Annotated in this window: 16 protein-coding genes; 10 read left to right on the top strand and 6 right to left on the bottom strand. The window is 65.5% G+C overall.

The window, feature by feature from the left end; genetic code table 11:
• Nucleotides 1–71: 71 nt before the first annotated feature.
• A complete protein-coding gene (locus tag J4O76_RS06580) occupies nt 72–365 on the bottom strand; it encodes a hypothetical protein (RefSeq protein WP_056486630.1) in 294 nt (97 codons plus the stop codon).
• 217 nt (nt 366–582) lie between these two features.
• Between J4O76_RS06580 and J4O76_RS06575 the strand changes: the two genes are divergently transcribed.
• The 4 genes from J4O76_RS06575 to J4O76_RS06560 all read left to right on the top strand — a co-directional run bounded on the left by J4O76_RS06575 (nt 583) and on the right by J4O76_RS06560 (nt 5961).
• The gene (locus J4O76_RS06575) at nt 583–2124 is read left to right on the top strand and encodes a DUF1800 domain-containing protein (RefSeq protein ID WP_426280952.1); all 1542 of its coding nucleotides are present in this window, start codon (nt 583–585) and stop codon (nt 2122–2124) included.
• A gap of 2 nt (nt 2125–2126) precedes the next feature.
• Nucleotides 2127–3281, top strand: coding sequence for a DUF1501 domain-containing protein (locus J4O76_RS06570; RefSeq protein WP_426280950.1), 1155 nt, complete (start codon nt 2127–2129; stop codon nt 3279–3281).
• Between the two features lie 236 nt (nt 3282–3517).
• On the top strand, nt 3518–5242 hold the full coding sequence (argS, locus tag J4O76_RS06565; protein ID WP_426280949.1) for an arginine--tRNA ligase: 1725 nt from the start codon (nt 3518–3520) through the stop codon (nt 5240–5242).
• A complete protein-coding gene (locus tag J4O76_RS06560) occupies nt 5242–5961 on the top strand; it encodes an SPOR domain-containing protein (RefSeq protein WP_426280948.1) in 720 nt (239 codons plus the stop codon). The genes argS and J4O76_RS06560 overlap by 1 nt, the downstream gene beginning before the upstream one ends.
• Before the next feature lie 662 nt (nt 5962–6623).
• Here the strand turns inward: J4O76_RS06560 and J4O76_RS06555 are convergent.
• Nucleotides 6624–6893 (bottom strand): hypothetical protein, encoded by a 270-nt coding sequence (locus tag J4O76_RS06555; RefSeq protein ID WP_426280947.1) that lies wholly within the window; start codon nt 6891–6893, stop codon nt 6624–6626.
• Between the two features lie 66 nt (nt 6894–6959).
• A complete protein-coding gene (glpD, locus tag J4O76_RS06550) occupies nt 6960–8435 on the bottom strand; it encodes a glycerol-3-phosphate dehydrogenase (RefSeq protein ID WP_426280946.1) in 1476 nt (491 codons plus the stop codon).
• Between the two features lie 52 nt (nt 8436–8487).
• Between glpD and rnr the strand changes: the two genes are divergently transcribed.
• The 3 genes from rnr to J4O76_RS06535 are packed head-to-tail and all read left to right on the top strand — an operon-like array spanning nt 8488 to nt 11398.
• Nucleotides 8488–10719, top strand: a complete 2232-nt coding sequence (gene rnr, locus J4O76_RS06545; RefSeq protein ID WP_426280945.1) for a ribonuclease R — start codon at nt 8488–8490, stop codon at nt 10717–10719.
• A gap of 51 nt (nt 10720–10770) precedes the next feature.
• Nucleotides 10771–11067, top strand: coding sequence for a hypothetical protein (locus J4O76_RS06540; RefSeq protein WP_426280944.1), 297 nt, complete (start codon nt 10771–10773; stop codon nt 11065–11067).
• Nucleotides 11057–11398 (top strand): hypothetical protein, encoded by a 342-nt coding sequence (locus J4O76_RS06535; protein ID WP_426280943.1) that lies wholly within the window; start codon nt 11057–11059, stop codon nt 11396–11398. The genes J4O76_RS06540 and J4O76_RS06535 overlap by 11 nt, the downstream gene beginning before the upstream one ends.
• On the opposite strand, the gene J4O76_RS06530 is transcribed toward J4O76_RS06535, so the two are convergent.
• Nucleotides 11399–12556, bottom strand: a complete 1158-nt coding sequence (locus tag J4O76_RS06530; RefSeq protein WP_426280942.1) for a saccharopine dehydrogenase family protein — start codon at nt 12554–12556, stop codon at nt 11399–11401.
• 76 nt (nt 12557–12632) lie between these two features.
• On the opposite strand from J4O76_RS06530, the gene J4O76_RS06525 reads away from it, so the two are divergent.
• Nucleotides 12633–13001 (top strand): TfoX/Sxy family protein, encoded by a 369-nt coding sequence (locus J4O76_RS06525; RefSeq protein ID WP_426280941.1) that lies wholly within the window; start codon nt 12633–12635, stop codon nt 12999–13001.
• On the opposite strand, the gene J4O76_RS06520 is transcribed toward J4O76_RS06525, so the two are convergent.
• Nucleotides 12998–14773, bottom strand: coding sequence for an ABC transporter transmembrane domain-containing protein (locus J4O76_RS06520; protein ID WP_426280940.1), 1776 nt, complete (start codon nt 14771–14773; stop codon nt 12998–13000). The two genes, J4O76_RS06525 and J4O76_RS06520, sit on opposite strands and share 4 nt — an antisense overlap.
• 162 nt (nt 14774–14935) lie before the next feature.
• On the opposite strand from J4O76_RS06520, the gene J4O76_RS06515 reads away from it, so the two are divergent.
• Entirely contained in the window at nt 14936–16168 is a 1233-nt protein-coding gene (locus J4O76_RS06515; RefSeq protein WP_426280939.1) for a polyhydroxyalkanoate depolymerase, read from the top strand.
• Nucleotides 16169–16207: 39 nt separating this feature from the next.
• On the opposite strand, the gene J4O76_RS06510 is transcribed toward J4O76_RS06515, so the two are convergent.
• On the bottom strand, nt 16208–16690 hold the full coding sequence (locus J4O76_RS06510; protein WP_426280938.1) for a pyridoxamine 5'-phosphate oxidase family protein: 483 nt from the start codon (nt 16688–16690) through the stop codon (nt 16208–16210).
• A gap of 230 nt (nt 16691–16920) precedes the next feature.
• On the opposite strand from J4O76_RS06510, the gene J4O76_RS06505 reads away from it, so the two are divergent.
• Complete coding sequence (locus J4O76_RS06505) at nt 16921–17961, top strand: cupin-like domain-containing protein (protein WP_426280937.1); 1041 nt, start codon at nt 16921–16923, stop codon at nt 17959–17961.
• The last annotated feature ends 38 nt before the right edge of the window (nt 17962–17999 follow it).

Genomic DNA, 17999 nt, shown 5'->3' with positions numbered 1-17999 from the left:
ATCGCACCAAACGCAAAACGGCGGCCGGACCGAAGTCCGACCGCCGCTGCAATCACTAAAACCCAGTCGGCTCAGCGCGTGACCGAAGCGATCCCGCCAGCCGCGCCGTTGGCTTCGTTGGTCTTGAACGCGACCGGGACGCCGGCCGAGACACCCGATACGCGGTCACCGCGAACGATCAGGTGGAACTTCTGGCCCGACGGATAGCGACGGCCGTCGATGACCTGGCGGCCATGGTCCTGCGTCGAGGTATAGACGTACGTGCTGCCCTCATGGACGAAGCTCTGCTTGCCGTCGGCGGCCATGCCGATCGTCGAGGTGAGGGCGGCCGCTGCTGCTGCGATGATCTTGATGGTCGTGCGCATGATCGTATCTCCCGAAGTGCGTCGAGCCGGATCAGGTCTTTCACCCAACTCTCGAGTCAGTGAAATATTGCGGTGCAGCATGAGTTGCAATTGCAAACCGATCCGTCGCGATTGCATCAACTGCAACGATGAACGGCCCCCTGCATGCGACCAGCGCGGCGGGTGACATACTTCCACGACAATTGCCGCGTACACTCGAACGCGAAGGAGAAATGTCGTGTCTGCTTCCAGTATCGCGCTCAATCGGTTCGGCCTCGGCGCGAGGCCGGGTGATGCTATCGTCGGCGATCCGGCGAAGTGGGTGCTAGCGCAGTGCGAACGGTTCGAGCCGCGGCCACCTGTCATCTCGAGCGCGCCTACGACGGCGGGCATCTCAACAGGTCTCGTCGCTTATTATGCGCAGGAAAAGGCGATCAGGGCGCAATTCGGTCCGCGCACGCCGAAAGCCGCGATCGGCATGGACGGGAAACCCGTGGTCGCCGCTCCAACGATGTCCGGCGCGATGAGCCCCGCACCCGTGTCGCCGGGCGTTGCACCCTCAAGCATGGCTCAGGCCCCCATGGCGCCGGGGGCGATCGATCCAGGCGCGGCCGCACGACAGGAAGCGCGACAAGTCATCGGCAAGCAGAGCCGCAACGATTATGGCGCGGCGGTCGCGGCGCGGACGATGGCGGCGCTGACCGGCGACGTACCGTTCGTCGAGCGTCTCGTGCATTTCTGGGCGAACCATTTCGCGGTCTCGACGGAGAAGTTCGAGGTGATGGCGCTTGCCGGGCCGATGGAGTTCGAGGCGATCCGCCCGCATGTGCTCGGCAAGTTCGCCGACATGCTGAACGCGGTCGAGCGCCATCCGGCGATGCTGCTGTATCTCGATCAGGCGGTGTCGATCGGCCCGGACAGTGCGTTCGCCGTTCGGAAGACCAGACGCCGCACCGGGCTGAACGAAAATCTCGCGCGCGAGATCATGGAGTTGCACACGCTCGGCGTCCGCAGCGGTTACAGTCAGGCCGACGTCACCGAGTTCGCGCGCGCGATGACCGGCTGGACGGTCGCGGGGATCGGTCGTGGTCCCGGCGCGCGCATGCAGGACGACTCGCGCGCGGGCGCGTTCCTGTTTCTCGACGACGTTCATCAGCCCGGCGATCGCACCGTGATGGGCAAGCTCTATCCCGCGGCGGGGGAGGCGCAGGCGCAGGCGGTGCTCTCCGACCTGGCCGTCCACCCGGCGACCGCGACGCACATGGCGACCAAGCTCGCGCGGCATTTTGCCGGCGATGCGCCGCCCCCGGCGATGGTCGCACGGCTAAAGACGGCGTTCCTGAAATCGGGCGGTGACCTGCCGACGGTGTACCGCGCGCTGGTTGCGTCGCCCGAGGCTTGGGTGACCCGGCCGGTGAAGTTCAAGTCGCCCTGGGAATGGTATGTCTCGACCCAGCGCGCGCTCGGCACGACGACGGTCCAGCCCGGCGTCACGGTGGGGATGATGAACCAGCTCGGCCAGCCGATCTGGCAGCCGGGGCAGCCGATCGGGTATGACGACGTCGCCGCAGCCTGGGCCGGGCCCGATGCGATCATGCGACGGGTCGAGGCGGCGGAGCGGTTCGCGGCGCGCGCCGGACCGGTCGATGCGCGAGCGTTGGCGCCGAGGCTGTTTCCTGCCTCGCTCAGCCCCACTACCGCGCAGGGTCTGTCGCGCGCGGAAAGCCCGGCACAGGCGCTCGCGCTGTTGCTCGTCGCTCCAGAATCGCTGCGGAGATAGTCATGCTTGACCGTCGTTCCTTCCTCTCGACCGGTACGCTCGGCGTGCTGGCGTCGGCCTTTGCACCGCGCATCGCCTTCGCGCGTGCGGCGACCGACAAAAGGTTCGTGTTCATCATCCAGCGCGGCGCGGCCGATGGTCTCGGGACGATCGGGGCGGTCGGCGACCCGGCGTTTGCAGGCGTGCGTGGCGATCTCGCGGCGGACTTTGCGACGGGCGCCAAGCTCGACGGCATGTTCACGCTGCATCCGGCGATGACCGCGAGTGCCGGGCTCTACACGCAAGGCCAGGCGTTGTTCGCGCACGCGATCGCCTCGCCCTACCGGGATCGCTCGCATTTTGACGGCCAGAACGTGCTCGAGACGGGGGGCGCGAGTGCGTATCAGGTCCGCGACGGCTGGCTGAACCGGCTGCTTGGCGTGCTGCCTGCGGACGAGGCACGTGCGATTGCGGTCGCGGCGACCGTGCCGATGGCGTTGCGAGGGCGGCGCGAGGTGGCGTCTTATGCGCCGTCGAGCTTGCCCGACGCGTCCGACGACCTGCTGCAACGCGTGGCGATGCTGTACGAGGGCGACCAGCAACTCCACGGCTTGTGGAACGAGGCGATGGCGACACGGCAACTCACCAGCGATCTCGCGCAGGACGGCGGGCGTAATGCCGCCGCGACCGGTGCGCTCGCCGCGCGGTTGCTCAAGCCCGACACCGGCGCGCGGATCGCGATGATCGAGACCGGCGGCTGGGACACGCACACCGGCCAGCGTGGCCGCCTCACCGCGCAGTTGAAGGGCCTCGATGCGATGGTCGCGTCGTTGCAGGCGGGGCTCGGGCCATTATGGGCAGACACGATGGTGCTGGTCGCGACCGAGTTCGGACGGACCGTCGCGGTCAATGGCACCGGGGGGACGGATCACGGGACGGGCACGTCTGCGATGCTGTTTGGCGGCGCCGTGAAGGGGGGCAGGGTGGTGTCGGATTGGCCGAGCCTCGCCCCTGCTGCGCTGTACGAGGCACGCGATTTGAAGCCGACGATGCAGCTCGATGCGTTTATCGGCGGAGCGGTCTCGTCGCATTTTGGCGTCGAGCCGGAGCGGGCGATGGCCGCGCTGTTTCCTGCGAGCGCGAAGACCGCGGCGATCGAGGGGTTGGTGCGGGTCTGAGATCCTTTCCTACTGCCTGACGCCACTTCTGTTCCCTCGCGAACGCGGGGGCACAGGATCTCGGGCGGTGATCGTGGTTTAGCTGGGGCCCCGCGTCCGCGGGGGAACGGGGATGGCTTTCCGATGTGGCGGATCTAGCCGGGCGGTGCTGGCGGCCGCCCCTCCGACGGGATTAAAATTGAGCGCCGCGCCGCGATGGTCTAGAGCGCGCGTTTCCTTGACGTACCGGGACTGCCATGACGCTCTACACCCGTTTCGCCGCGCATATTGATGCGGCGCTCGACACCCTGACCGAAGCGGGAACGCTGCCGGCTGGTCTCGATCGCAAGAACGTCACGGTCGAACCGCCGCGCGACACCAGCCACGGCGATCTCGCAACCAACGCCGCGATGGTCCTCGCCAAGCCTGCCAAGACCAATCCGCGCGTTCTCGCCGATGCGCTGGTCGCCGAACTGTCGAAGCTCGAGGACGTCGCTTCGGCGAGCGTGGCGGGCCCTGGCTTCATCAACATGAAGCTGACCGACGACGCCTGGCGCGCCGAACTGGCCGCGATCCCCGAGGCTGGTGCCGACTATGGCCGGTCGAAGCAGGGCGACGGGATCACGGTCAACATCGAGTATGTGTCGGCCAACCCGACGGGCCCGATGCACATGGGCCATTGCCGCGGCGCGGTGGTCGGCGATGCGCTCGCCAGCCTGCTGGAGTTCGCCGGTCACAAGGTGATCCGCGAATATTACGTCAACGATGCCGGCGGGCAGGTCGACGTGCTCGCGCGGTCCGTCCACCTCCGTTACCGCGAAGCGCTCGGCGAGACCGTCGAGATCCCCGAGGGCCTGTATCCGGGCGACTATCTCGTCCCCGTCGGCCAGTCGCTCGCGAAGGAGTTCGGCGACCGCTATGTCGGCGCGCCCGAGAGCGAGTGGCTGGCGATCTTCCGGACGCAGGCGGTCGCGGCGATGATGGTGATGATCCGCGCCGACCTTGCGCTGCTTGGGATCGAGCACGAGGTGTTCGCATCCGAGGCCGAACTTCAGGCTGCGAAGAAGCCGGAAGCGGCCGAGGCGGAACTGCGTGCGCGCGACCTGGTCTATGACGGCGTGCTCGAGGCGCCGAAGGGCGAGACGCCCGACGATTGGGAGCCGGTCGAGCTGCCGCTGTTCCGCTCGTCGCAGTTCGGCGACGACCAGGATCGCCCGATCAAGAAGTCGAACGGGTCCTGGACCTATTTCGGCGCCGATCTCGCCTATCATTTCCAGAAGAGCCAGAGCGCCGACCAGCTGATCGACATCTGGGGGGCGGATCATGGCGGCACGGTCAAGCGGATCGTCGCGGCAGTGGCGGCGCTGACCGGCGGCAAGACGCGGTTCGACGTCAAGCTCGTCCAGATGGTTCGGCTGTTGCGCAACGGCGAGCCGGTCAAGATGTCGAAGCGGTCGGGCAATTTCGTCACGCTGGCCGACGTCGTGCGCGAGGTCGGCAAGGATGTCGTGCGCTTCACGATGCTGACGCGGCGGTCGGATGCGCAGATGGATTTCGACTTCGCCAAGGTGGTCGAGGCGTCGAAGGACAACCCGGTTTTCTACGTCCAGTACGCGCATGCGCGGATCGCATCGCTGCATCGGCGCGCGGCAGAGGCGGGAATTACGCCGATGTCTGCCGATTTGTCCCGGCTTGATACGGACGAACTGGCGCTCGTACAGCTCGCGGCGCAGTTCCCGCGGCTTGTCGAGATCGCGTCGACGGCGCGCGAGCCGCATAGAATTGCGTTCTATCTCTACGACTTGGCCGCGGCCTTCCATGCGCTGTGGAATGTCGGCAACGATCGCCCCGATCGTCGCTTCCTGGTCGTCGAGGATCCGCAGGCCACCGCGGCACGGCTTTTCTTGGCGTCCGCTATAGGGCAGATTATTCATAATGGCCTCGCCATCATGGGTGTCGAAGCGGTTTCGGAGATGAAGTAATGGCCGAAGACATGGATCTGCGTGAGGAAGACCGGCTCCCCTGGCTCGAAACCGTCGAGCCGGACGAGCAGGATACGGTCGGCATCGGCCGCGTCATCGCGCTGGTCGTGCTCGGCCTGGCGGTGCTCGCCGCGATCATCTTCGGTATCTACAAGCTGCAGCAGCGCGCGCCGACCGGCGACGGCCAGATGATCGCCGCGCAGGAGGGCGACTACAAGGTCAAGCCCGACGACGCCGGTGGCCTGAAGGTCAAGGGCGAGGGCGACTCGGCGATCGCGACCAGCGCGGGCAAATCGGGCAACGGCGCGATCGACCTGCGCGGCGTGCCGGAAGCACCGGTTGCAGGCAAGCGTGCGGTTGCGGCTAAGCCCGATGACGCCGCGGGTCGCAATGCGGTCGCGCAGGTTCCGGCCTCGGGTGGTCGACTGGTTGCTGCGGCACCCCTGGCGCCATCGAAGCCCAATGGTACTGGCACGGCTACCGGTGGGTCGCTGGTTCAGCTTGGTGCCTATCCCAGCGAGGCCGTCGCCAACGCCGCCTGGGCGAACTTCTCGAAGCGGTTCGCGTATGTCGGCGCGCTAGGGAAGTCGGTCCAGCCGGTCGCAGCCGGTGGCCGTACCCTGTATCGTCTCCGCGTGAACGCGGGCAGCGCGAATCAGGCGGCGGATATCTGCGGTCGGTTGCGCGTAGCCGGCGAGACGTGCTTCGTCGCGAGCTGATCGCGAAGCGGTAGAGCGAGGGCGAGGCACGCAGCAATCGCGCTAGGGACTGCTCGCCTGCTTTGCGCCTCGTTGATACTTCGTTTGTTAGTGCACCGGTCGGTGGCCTACGCGCCTCGCGACCTTGAATGGCGCGGGGCGATTAACTCCGACGAACAGCGCCCTCGAGAGAGGGAGCGCTACTAGGAGTAAGGCCACAATTTTGGCGTGAGACGGGGGCCAGTTCATGGAGCCTATCACGTCGACAGTTAGCTATCGCAGACTTACCGGGACGGCGGTGGCCGACACCGGGATAGAGAGCGACGATGGTGGCTGCACCGACTGCTTCTTGGAAATGCGCGCGTAACGGTAGTAACGGCGGCGGCAATCAGCACTTTTGGTGAAGTGACGTAGCGACCCCTACAACCACGGCGTCGAACGGTTCTTCAGCAACCGCTCTCATCCTACGGCCCTTCGGGTACTAGAATCGAGAACAGCAGACTATCGCGTCGCTGCATCTCGCGGGTCGCTCTCCATCAGAGGTCAACGCCGAGGGTTACAGACCAAGCCGTGCTGCCCTCGGCATTGCGAGGCTAACGTTCCAGCTTGGTTCGTCAGATCCACACTTCCTTCAACGCAAACCGCGCAATACGACCATTTCGCCGTCCAACTCGCGCATGGACTCAGATCGAGCGGCGGTGCTTTCCGCCGTACTTGCGGCCGATATAATCGCCAATCTGCGCAACTTCGGTAGCGGCTGCTTGTGCGCCGTTCATCTGGCAGGGAAGCGGATCGCTCGCATGATCGCTCGCGCGGCGTTTCACCGTGTCGCAAAGCTCCTCGATGTCCGCGCGCGACAGGATATTCTTCTCGCGCAACAGACAGATCAGGCTTTGCAGGATCACCAGGTTCTTGTCTTCGGGATCGGTTTGGAGGTCCGGGTATGTGGCCATTGGAGGTTTCCTCGATGGATATGCCGCGAGGATATGCTCAATCCTAAAACATGCAAGTCCCTACGCTCACGAGGGGAATGTCGTGGTCCACCATGTCCCGAATGCGTCCGTCTCCGCCTGATCCAAGGTCAGTCCGATCTTGCTACGACGCATCAATGCATCTTCGGGTATCCTCGCCCATTCGCGATCGTGCATCCAGCGTGCTTCGATCTCGGTCAGGCCACCGCCAAGGTCCGCGCCGAGGCCTGCTGCGTCGGTGACACCCGCGAGCATGCCGTCGAGTAAAGCCCCGTAAGCATGCGCCATCCGTTCGCTTCGGGCATTGCCGAGAAACGGCCATCGCGCGCGGACCTGCGCGAGATAGGTGGCAAAAGGTGGGATGGCGCCCCCAGGGAAAGCACGGTCGCGAGTGATCTGGCGGACGGTCGTACCCAGCGCGGGGGCAATCTTTGCGAGCGCTTCCTCGGCGAGATGGCGCGCAGTCGTGATCTTGCCGCCGAACACGGACAACAGAGGCGCCGCGCCCGTATCGCCGAGCGTGTCGAATTCGAGGACATAGTCGCGCGTGACCGCCTTCGCCTCGCTGGCGCCGTCGTCGTAGAGCGGGCGCACGCCGGACCACGTCGAGGTGACGTCGGCAGGGGTGATCTGACGCGTGAAGTGCTGGTTCGCGGCGTCGCAGAGATACGCGATCTCGCCCGCGTCGATTACCGCGTCTTCGGGCCGGTCGACGGGAATGTCGGTCGTGCCGATCTCGGTCTGGCCCTGATACGGGATCGCGAAGACGATGCGGCGGTCGGCGAGTTGCAGGATATAGGCGTGGTCGCCTTCGTACAGTCGGGGCACGACGATGTGGCTGCCCTTGACCAACCGGACGCCGGCGCTGGCATTGATGCCGAGCCGGCCCAGCAATTCGGCGACCCACGGGCCGGCAGCGTTGACGAGTGCGCGCGCGGTGACGTCGCGGCTGTCCGATAGGGTTGCGCGCCATAGTGCGCCGTCACGGCGAGCGGTGACGAGTTCGGTGCGAACCGCGATCTCCGCGCCGTTGGCGTGCGCGTCCATCGCGTTCAGCACGGTAAGGCGGGAATCATCGACGAATGCGTCGGAATAGACAAAGCCGCGCGCGCCGTTCTTTAGCGGTGCGGTGTAGGCGGCGTCGCTCCTGCGCAGGCCGCGAGAGCGTTTCAATGTCATCCGGCCGCCAAGCCAATCGTAGAGGTACAGGCCGAGACGGACCATCCACCAGGGCCGTACCGCATTCTCGTGCGGCAGGACGAAGCGCATCGGGCGGATGATGTGCGGCGCGGCCTTCACCAGGCGTTCGCGCTCCCGCAGCGCCTCGGCGACGAGCTTGAAGTCGTAATATTCGAGATAGCGCAGTCCGCCGTGGATCAGCTTGGTCGAGGCCGACGAGGTCGCGCCGGCGAGGTCGCCCTTCTCGACGAGCAGGACCGACAAGCCGTTCAGTGCCGCCTCGCGGGCGATCGCGGCGCCGTTGATGCCGCCGCCGACGATGAGGATGTCGTAACTTTGCGTCATGCCCGTAGCTTAGCCGTTTGGTAATGGCGGGCCTACCGACTATCTCTGTACCATGTACAAACCAAAAGCCGGTCTTCCGACGCGCGAGCAGATCCTCGACTTCATCGCCACTTCCGACGTGCCCGCAGGCAAGCGCGAGATCGCCAAGGGCTTCGGGCTCAGCGCGCAGGACAAGATCGGGCTCAAGGCTTTGCTCAAGGACATGGCCGATGAGGGGCTGATCGACAGCGCGCCTGGCCGCGCGTTCCACAAGATGGGCGGCATCCCGAAGGTGACGGTGCTGCGGATCGCGGACGTCGACGACGGCGGCAACGTCTGGGCGGTTCCCGAGCGCTGGGAGGCGGAAGGTGTGCCACCGCCGCGGTTGCGCGTGCGCGAACGCAAGCGTGGTGCGCTTGGGGTCGGTGAGCGAATTCTTGCGCGAACGGAGGAGGCTGGGAACGGCTGGATCGCGCATCCGATGAAGGTGCTTGCGCCGGCATCCGAGCAGGTGCTCGGCGTGTTGCGCGAAGAGGCCGGACGCCTCTGGCTGACGGGTGTCGACAAGCGCGAACGGCGTGAGTTCGCGGTGGCGGATGCGGGCGGTGCGGCGCCGGGCGATCTCGTGCTGGCGGAACTTGCGGGCAAGCCGCCCAAGATCGCCGCCCGTGTCGTGCAGAAGCTCGGCGATCCGTTCGCAGCACGTAGTTTCTCGCTGATCGCAATCCACAAGCTCGGTATTCCCGATGTTTTCTCGCAGGAAGCGCTCGACGAAGCGGAGCGGGTCTCGAAGCTGCCGTTGGGGGAGGGGCGTGAAGATCTGCGCAACCTGCCGATCGTCGCGATAGACCCAGAAGATGCGCGCGATCACGACGACGCCGTCTGGGCGGAAGCGGACGACGATCCCGCGAATGCCGGCGGGTGGAAGGCGATCGTCGCAATCGCGGACGTCAGCTTCTACGTTCGACCGAAGTCCGAGGTCGACCGCGAGGCTCGGCGGCGCGGCAACTCGGTGTATTTTCCCGACCGCGTCGTGCCGATGCTGCCGGAAATCCTGTCGGCGGAGGTGTGTTCGCTGAAGGAGGGTGCCGACCGTGCCGCGCTCGCGTGCCATTTGCGGATCGGCAAGGATGGCTCGCTCAAGTCGTGGCGCTTTACGCGCGCGGTGGTGCGGATCGCGGCGAACCTTGCGTATGAGGAAGCGCAGGCGATCATCGACGCCGCATCGCCGATGGAGGACGAGCGCGGCGATATGCTGAGCGTATTGCAGCCGCTCTGGGCTTGCTGGCATGCGCTGGCCAAGGCGCGGGATGCGCGGGCGCCGCTCGATCTCGATTTGCCGGAGCGTCGCGTGGTGCTCGACGAGCAGGGGCGGATCATGTCCGTTTCCCCACGTGAGCGCCTCGACTCGCACCGGCTGATCGAAGATTACATGATCGCCGCCAACGTCGCCGCCGCCAAGGCGCTGGAAGCGAAGAAGGCGCCGGTGATGTACCGCATTCACGAACCGCCCAGCCGTGAGAAGCTGGCGGCGCTCAAGGAGTATCTCGAGACGTTCGACGTGCCGTTCGCGCTCGGGCAGGTCGTGCGGCCAGCAACGTTCAACCATATCATCGAGCGGATCGGTGACGCTGATTTCCGTCCGCAGGTAATGGAGCAGATCCTGCGTACCCAGACCCAGGCCTATTACGCGCCCGGCAATCACGGGCATTTCGGCCTTAGCCTCGGCAGCTATGCGCATTTTACATCGCCGATCCGGCGCTATGCCGATCTGCTCGTCCACCGCTCGCTGGTGTCCGCCTATGGGCTTGGCGAGGGCGGGTTGCCAGCGGACGATGCGGCCAACATGGAGTCAGTCGGCGAGATCATCAGCCGGCTTGAACGTCGTGCGATGGAGGCCGAGCGCGACACCACCGATCGCTATGTCGCGGCGTTCCTGTCGGAGCGCGTCGGGCAGGTGATGGACGTGCGGATCACCGGCGTCACCAACTTCGGCTTCTTCGCGACAGTCGAGGGAATCGGTGGAGACGGCCTGATGCCGGTGCGCGATCTGGGCGGCGAATATTTCCGCTTCGACGAGGGCGCGCGGACGCTGACCGGCGAGCATAGTGGCGACGTCTTTGCGCAGGGCCAGACGCTGGAGCTACGGCTTGCGGAAGCGAACCCGGTGTCGGGCGCGCTACGCTTCGAGATGCCCGAGGGGAAAGGCGCGGCGCAACCTCCGCGTGGTGGGCGCAAGCCTGTGCGCGAGATCAAGCGACGCGGTCGCCCAACGAACATCCGCCATCAGGGCAAGCGGCGTTAGAATTTGCGCAAACCCCTCGCGCTATGCGAGATCGGCGCGGGGGGAAGAAGTATGCGGGGACTTATTCTAGGCCGATCGCGCCGACGGATCGTCAAGGATTTCGTCGCGGCACGGGCCACGTCGGCTGATCGTGCGATCGCCTATGTAGCGAAGGACGCGCGGATGTTCCGCCAACTTCGGGTCTTTGGCGCGATCGTCGAAGACGGGGCCGGGCGCTATCATCTCGATGCGCGAAAGCTCGGCGCATTTCGCGCTTCGGTACGACTACGTGCAGCAGCGATCGTCGGGGTGTCGGGCGTGGCTGCAAGCGTTGCGGCGGCGGCGACGGTCTTCACGCTTGCCGAATAAGCTCTCGCCGGTAAATCCGAGCCCATCCGGCATGCCGATGGCGTCGCGTCCGCATCGGATTCGCGGAGTCATCCCGGCACTGTTTCTGGCACGACACGCAATCGGACCCGACGATGCGATCGCATTCCAACCTCGTGACGCTCCGGAGCAGGCGACGTTCGATCGGCTGCGCACCAACGGCATCGTCCGCGAAACCGCGCCAGGTCGCTTCTATTTCGATCTCGACGCGCATTATGCTGCCGTCGAGCGACGCCGACGTCTCGCTGTGCCGATCGCCATCATCGTGTCGGTGCTGATCGCCTGGATCGCCACGCGGTTCTTTCGCGGTTGATCACCCGACCGTGAAGGTCAGCCCTGCCTTCGCTACCAACCGGTCGCGCAGTTTCGTGCCCATCAGCGCACCCGGCGTCCAGATGCCGCCATCGCCCTGCACGTCCTGGACTAGGCACAGTGCCGCCTCGGCGATCATCTTGCTGGTCGAGCCATAGCCCGGATCGCGGTCGCCGGTGACGACCGCGTCGATCCGCTCGCCATCGGGCATGATGCCCGCGAACAGCAGGTCGTAATGGCCGGCATCGCGCTCTTCCTTCGACGGGCCTTCGCCCGGTTTCGGCCCCTTGTCGCCCGAGAAGGGATTGAACTTGGCGATCGCCTCGGCAGCGACCTTGCCGAGATCGCCCAGTCCCGCGACCATCATCTCGTCATAGACGAAGTCCGCACCATAGGCCTCGCCGAGCAGAAAATTGGTGCGGTGGACGTTCTTGGTGTTGATCGGCGCCATCACGAACGGCGCGACCCAGGCCGAGATGGTCGTATCGTATTCGGGGAGCAACCCGGTCGGCTGATGCGGCCCCTGGAAGCCGGGGGTCAGTGCGAACGGACTGGTCAGCAGCTTGACGATGCCGGGATCGCGCGCGGCGGCAGCAAGCGTTGCCTTGAGGCTGGCTGCGGTGCCGCCGGAGAAAGTGCCTTGCATTTTGCGCACGCGGCCTTTTACGCGAGGCGCTGGGATGCCGTATTTCGCCTTCGCCGCTTCCTGCAAGGTGAGCACGCCGAGATCGAAAGGGATCGAGTCGAACCCGCAGGAGAACACGATCCGTGCGCCGGTCCGCGTCGCTTCGCCCTCATGCGCGTCGATCATGTGGCGCATCCAGGCTGGCTCGCCGCATAGGTCGACATACCCGGTGCCGGTCGCGGCGCACGCGGCGACGAGGTTGGAGCCGTACAGCTGGTACGGTCCGACCGTAGAGATGACGACGGTGGCGCGTTCGGCCATCGCGCGGAGGCTGGCGGGATCGTCCGAGTCGGCGGTGATCAGCGGCGTGTCGGCGGGGGCACCGATCAGGTCGCGGACCTCCTGCAGTTTGGCGAGCGATCGCCCGGCCATCGCCCAGCGAACGCCGGTCGGGTAGGTCTGGACGAGATACTCCGCCACAAGCCGGCCGGTGAACCCGGTCGCGCCGTAGATGATGATGTCGAAGTCGCGCATATCCATCTCCTGTTTGACGGCAGTTCTGCGCGTGTGTGCGCGCCGTCGCAAGAGAAACGCCGTTGCGCGGCTCGCCATGCGCGCATCGATCTGCGAGTATCGCCCGATGGCATGCGATCCAAAAACCGTCGCGTTTATCGTCGAACAGCTCGCCGCGGCTGGGGATGTCTCCGCAAAGCCCATGTTCGGCGAATACGGCGTCTATTGCGACGGCAGGATGGTCGCGCTGATCTGTGACGAGCAGCTCTTCGTCAAACCGACACCGGGCGGCCGCGCGTTCGTTGGGGCGATCGACGAAGCGCCGCCCTATCCCGGCGCGAAACCGTGCCTGCTGGTCGATGCCGATCGCTGGGACGATGCCGACTGGTTGGCCGAACTCGTCCGCATCTCGACCGCGGAACTGCCAATGCCGAAACCGAAAAAGCCCAAGCCCAAGAAAGTCTAGGCGGCCTCGTTGAACTGCAGGCTGGCGAGCCGCGCGTAGAGTCCGCTGTTGGTCATCAGCGACGCGTGCGAGCCTTCCTCGACGATCTGACCGTCGCTCATCACGATGATCCGCTCTGCCGCGCGTACGGTCGCTAGGCGGTGCGCGATGACCAGTGTGGTACGGTTCGCCATGAGCCGCTCTAGCGCTTCCTGCACGAGCCGCTCGCTTTCGGCATCGAGCGCACTGGTGGCCTCGTCGAGCAGCAGGATCGGCGCATCGCGGAGGAGCGCGCGGGCGATCGTCACGCGCTGGCGCTGGCCGCCCGACAGCCGTGCGCCGCCTTCGCCTAGGAACGTGTCGAGGCCCTCGGGTAGTTTGCGGAGGAATTCGGCGGCGTTGGCGGCTTCGGCGGCGGCCCAGAGCTGGTCGTCGGTCGCGGTCCAGTCGCCGTAGCGGAGGTTGTCGCGCGCCGAGGCCCCGAAGATGATCGTCTCCTGCGGGACCATAGCGATGCGGGCGCGGACTTCCGCCGGGTCGGCGTCGCGCAGGTCTATGCCGTCCAGCGTCACGCGGCCGGCGTCGGGATCGTAGAAGCGCTGGACCAGCTGGAAGAGGGTCGTCTTGCCTGCGCCGGAGGGGCCGACGACGGCGACCGTCTCGCCCGGCTTCACGTCGAGCGAGAAGCCGTTGAGCGCGGCGACATCGCGCCGCGTCGGGTAGTGGAACTGCACGCCCTCGAACGCGAGCGCGCCGCGTGGCGGTTGGGGCAGGGCGACCGGGTTGGCGGGCGCGGCGATCTCGGGCTTTTCGCGGAGCAACTCGGACAGGCGTCCGGCCGCACCGGCGCCGCGCAACAGGTCGCCGTAAACTTCGGTCAACGCGCCGAACGCGCCGGCGACGATCCCTCCGGTCAGCACGAACGCAGCGATCGCGCCACCGCTGATGCGGCCGGCGGCGACGTCGATTGCGCCTTCCCACAGGACCAATGTGATCGATCCGAAGACGAGGCCGATGACGATTGCCGTCATCACCGCGCGGAGCATGATCCGGGCGCGAGCCGCGGCGAAGGTCGCGCTGACCGCGTCGGAGAAGCGGATCGCCTCGCGGTCTTCCTGCCCGAATGCCTGCACGACCTTCATCGCGCCGAGCGTCTCGGTGGCGATCGAGCCGACGTCGGCGACGCGGTCCTGCGACGTGCGCGAGTAATTACGCACGCGTTTGCCGAGCAGCGCGATCGGCAGGATGATCAGCGGGATGCCGATCATCAGCATGCCCGCTAGCTTCGGCGAGATCGCGAACAGGTAGATCAGCCCGCCGATGCCGGTGAACGTGTTGCGCAGCGCGATCGACACCGTGCTGCCGACGACCTGTTCGATCAGCGCCGTATCCGATGTGAGACGCGAGGCGATCTCTGACGGGCGGTTCTCCTCGAAGAAGCGCGGCGTCAGCCGGAGGAGGTGGCGCTGCACGTTGGTGCGAATATCCGCGACGACGCGCTCGCCTAGCCACGACACGTAGTAGAAGCGCACTGCGGTTGCGAGCGCGAGCACCACGACGATCATCAGCAAATAGTGGAACGAGTTCGCGACCGACCCGCCCGCGCCGGGGCCGAAGCCGCGGTCGATGACGCGCTTGAACCCGTACGGAATGCCGATCGTCGCCGCCGACGTCATCATCAGCGCGAGCCCCGCGAATGCGATCTGGCGGGGGTATTGGGAGGCGTGACGCCACACCATCGCGAGATCGCCGATCCGGCGGGACGTCTTCTCTTCGGGTATCGGCTTGGCCATGCGCGGTGCCTAGCAGTGGCGGGGGTGGCGCTCAACGAGAACCGGGCGTCGCCGAAAGCGGTGATCCGGTCGCGCGGGACGGAGCGGCGGTCGATCGCGCGTTGCACTGCGGCAAAATTGCGTTACCACCGTGCAAAGCCCGATGAGGCGAGAGGATACCGCATGCTCTACGATGCCTATGAATTCCAGCGTTCGATGATGGCCGGCGCCAGCAAGATGGCGAGCTTCGGCGCGGATATGCTCAACAATCCGGCAAACCCGTTCGCCTATTTGGGCGGCGGCACGGTGGTCGCGTCGGCACTCGAAGTGTTCGCACACGCGAATGCAACGCGGGGAAAGCCTGCCTTCGGCCTCGATACGACGACGATCGACGGTCGCGAGGTCGCGGTGCGCGAGGAGATCGTGCTCCGGAAGGACTTCGGGCAGTTAAAGCGCTTCGTGCGCGAGGGCGTCGAGGGCGGTCCGAAGCTGCTGATCGTCGCGCCGATGTCCGGCCATTACGCGACGCTGCTGCGCGGCACCGTCGAGCGGATGCTGCCGTTCGCCGACGTCTACATCACCGATTGGCGCGACGCGCGCAGCGTGCCGCTGTCGGCAGGGCGGTTCGATCTCGACGACTACATCGATTATCTGATCGAATATCTGGAGACGATCGGCGCGAATGAGGGGCAGGGGGGCACGCATATGCTGGCCGTCTGCCAGCCCTCGGTGCCGTGTTATGCGGCCGTCGCGCTGATGAGCGCGGACAAGAACCCGTGCCGTCCGAAGACGCTGACGATGATGGGTGGTCCCGTCGACACGCGCGAGGCACCGACCGCAGTGAACACGCTAGCGACCGAGCGGCCGCATGCGTGGTTCGAGCAGAACGTGATCGCGACCGTCCCGGGGAATTATCCGGGTGCGGGGCGGAAGGTATATCCCGGCTTCCTGCAACTCGCCGGGTTCATGTCAATGAACCTGGGCAACCACATGGTCTCGCATTGGGAGATGTATAAGCATCTCGTCCAGGGCGATGGAGAAAGCGCGTCGCAGAGCCAGGATTTCTACGAGGAATACCGGTCGGTCTGCGACATGACCGCGGAGTTCTATCTCCAGACGATCGACGTCGTATTCCAGAACCACGCCCTGCCGCGGGGGATCATGACGCATCGTGGTCGGCTGGTCGATCCTGCGGCGATCACCGACATCGGCCTGCTCGCGGTCGAGGGTGAGCGCGACGATATTTCGGGGCTGGGCCAGACCAAGGCTGCGTTGACGTTGGCAACCGCGCTACCCGACGAGAAGAAGCGCTATCTGATGGCGGAAGGGGCCGGTCATTACGGCATTTTCAACGGGTCGCGCTGGCGGGACAAGATCGCGCCGGTGGTGGAAGAGTTCATCACCGCGCACGGGTAAGAGAAATGGGCGGCCTTTTACCGGCCGCCCATATTTGGTTCAGGCGATCGAGTTTACCACCGCATGGCTGCTCGACTCGTCCGAACGGATCGTGCCGCCGAACAGCATCTTGAGGCGGCCGCCGACCGAGATATCGGTTTCCCACAGCTCGGCGCTATCGATGTCGAAGCGCAGCAGCGTCAGGTTGGGATCTTCCTTGCCGCCCGGAAACCATGCCTCGACCTGGTTGTTCCAGAGCTTGTCGATCTGCATGCGGTCGTTCGAAGTCGAGACGTCGCCCGACATGCAAGCGAAGAAATCATGGCCCTTGCCGACGAACTGCGCCATCGCCGCTCCGCCCTTGGCGATACGGTTGTCGCGACCGGCGAAGAAGAACAGCGTGTTGGGCTGATCGTCGTCGATCTGCGCAGTCATAGGCTCGGAATGCTGACCGTCGTTGAGGCCGATCATCACGAACGGGCTGGCCTTCAGCTTCTCGATGAACTTCGCTGCGACTTCCTGCGGGGTATCCTTGTCGGCCATCGTCATTCTCCTATTGGCTTGGATTGCCACTGAGAACGGGTGGGGCGGGGGTTGGTTGCGCGGGATCTCTGGTAGGCACACGCGCTGCTTCTGGATAAAACCGCGACCAACGGGCCATGTCGACGACCGCTGCGGTTCTGCGGCAGCACGAAAAATACGGTGAATGCGTTTTGCCGATCCGTGCCTCAAACAGGATTTGGTGAGGCGCATCTTACTGCTATTGCAGGACTATGGAGAGTATTCATTCCGCCGTAACGGACGTTCGCGTCGAAGAGCGCGCCGTTGTCGACGCTCAGACCTTTGCTACCGAAGTAGCGGGACGCTCTACCCCGGTGGTGTTGCGAGGGCAGGTTGCCCACTGGGCCAGCGTGCGGGCGGCGGAAGGTGGCGACGACGCGACCGCAACGTATCTGGCCGGCCTCGGTGATGGCGGCAAGCCGATGGACGTGCTGATCGGCGGTCCCGAATTCGGTGGCCGCTTCTTCTATCGCGGCGATAATCTAGAAGGTTTCAACTTTCACCGCGAGAAGGCCCCGTTGGCGGTCTTGCTGAGCGAATTGTTGCGGCTGTCCGGCGTGCCCGAGGAAAAGCGGCATTTCCTCTACGCCAACGCGGCAACCGCGCCTGAGCATTTGCCGGGATGGTTGGCAGCCAATCCGATCAACCTTCCGCTGGGCGGAGCGACGCCAAGGCTGTGGATCGGCAACGGATCGCAGACCGCGACACATTATGACGGCTCGACGAACCTCGCATGCGTAGTTGCCGGCCGACGCCGCTTCACGCTGTTCCCGCCGGACCAGGTCGGCAATCTGTATATCGGACCACTCGACCGGACGCTGGCCGGCCCGCCGTCCAGCATGGTCGATCCGTTGGCGCCGGACCTGCACCAGTTTCCGCGATATGCCGAGGCGCTGCGTCATGCACTGGTCGCCGATCTAGGGCCGGGCGATGCGTTGTTCATCCCAGCGATCTGGTGGCATCACGTCCAGGCGTTCGGGACGCTCAACGTATTGTGCAATTACTGGTGGGCGTTCGACCCGACGGTCTCGGCGTTTCACGCGATGGTTCATGCCATGATGGCGGTGCGCGATCGCCCGCCGGCGGAGAAGGCAGGGTGGCGGGCCTGGTTCGAGCATTATGTGTTCGGCGACGATGCTGCGGCAGCCGGCGATCATCTCCCCATGGCAGCGCGGGGCGTGCTCGGCCCAGCCTCGCCAGATCGTACCGAGCGGATCCGCAACTATCTGTTGAAAGCGCTCCAGCGACGCTGACCGAGTGCCGTCGATGAAGGCGGCCCAGGCAGGCGGCG

It is taken from the genome of Sphingomonas sp. NFX23, assembly GCF_049887795.1.
Classification (GTDB): domain Bacteria; phylum Pseudomonadota; class Alphaproteobacteria; order Sphingomonadales; family Sphingomonadaceae; genus Sphingomonas.
The sequence above is the reverse complement of the archived record's forward strand: the minus strand, read 5'-3'. Positions and strand labels throughout refer to the sequence as shown.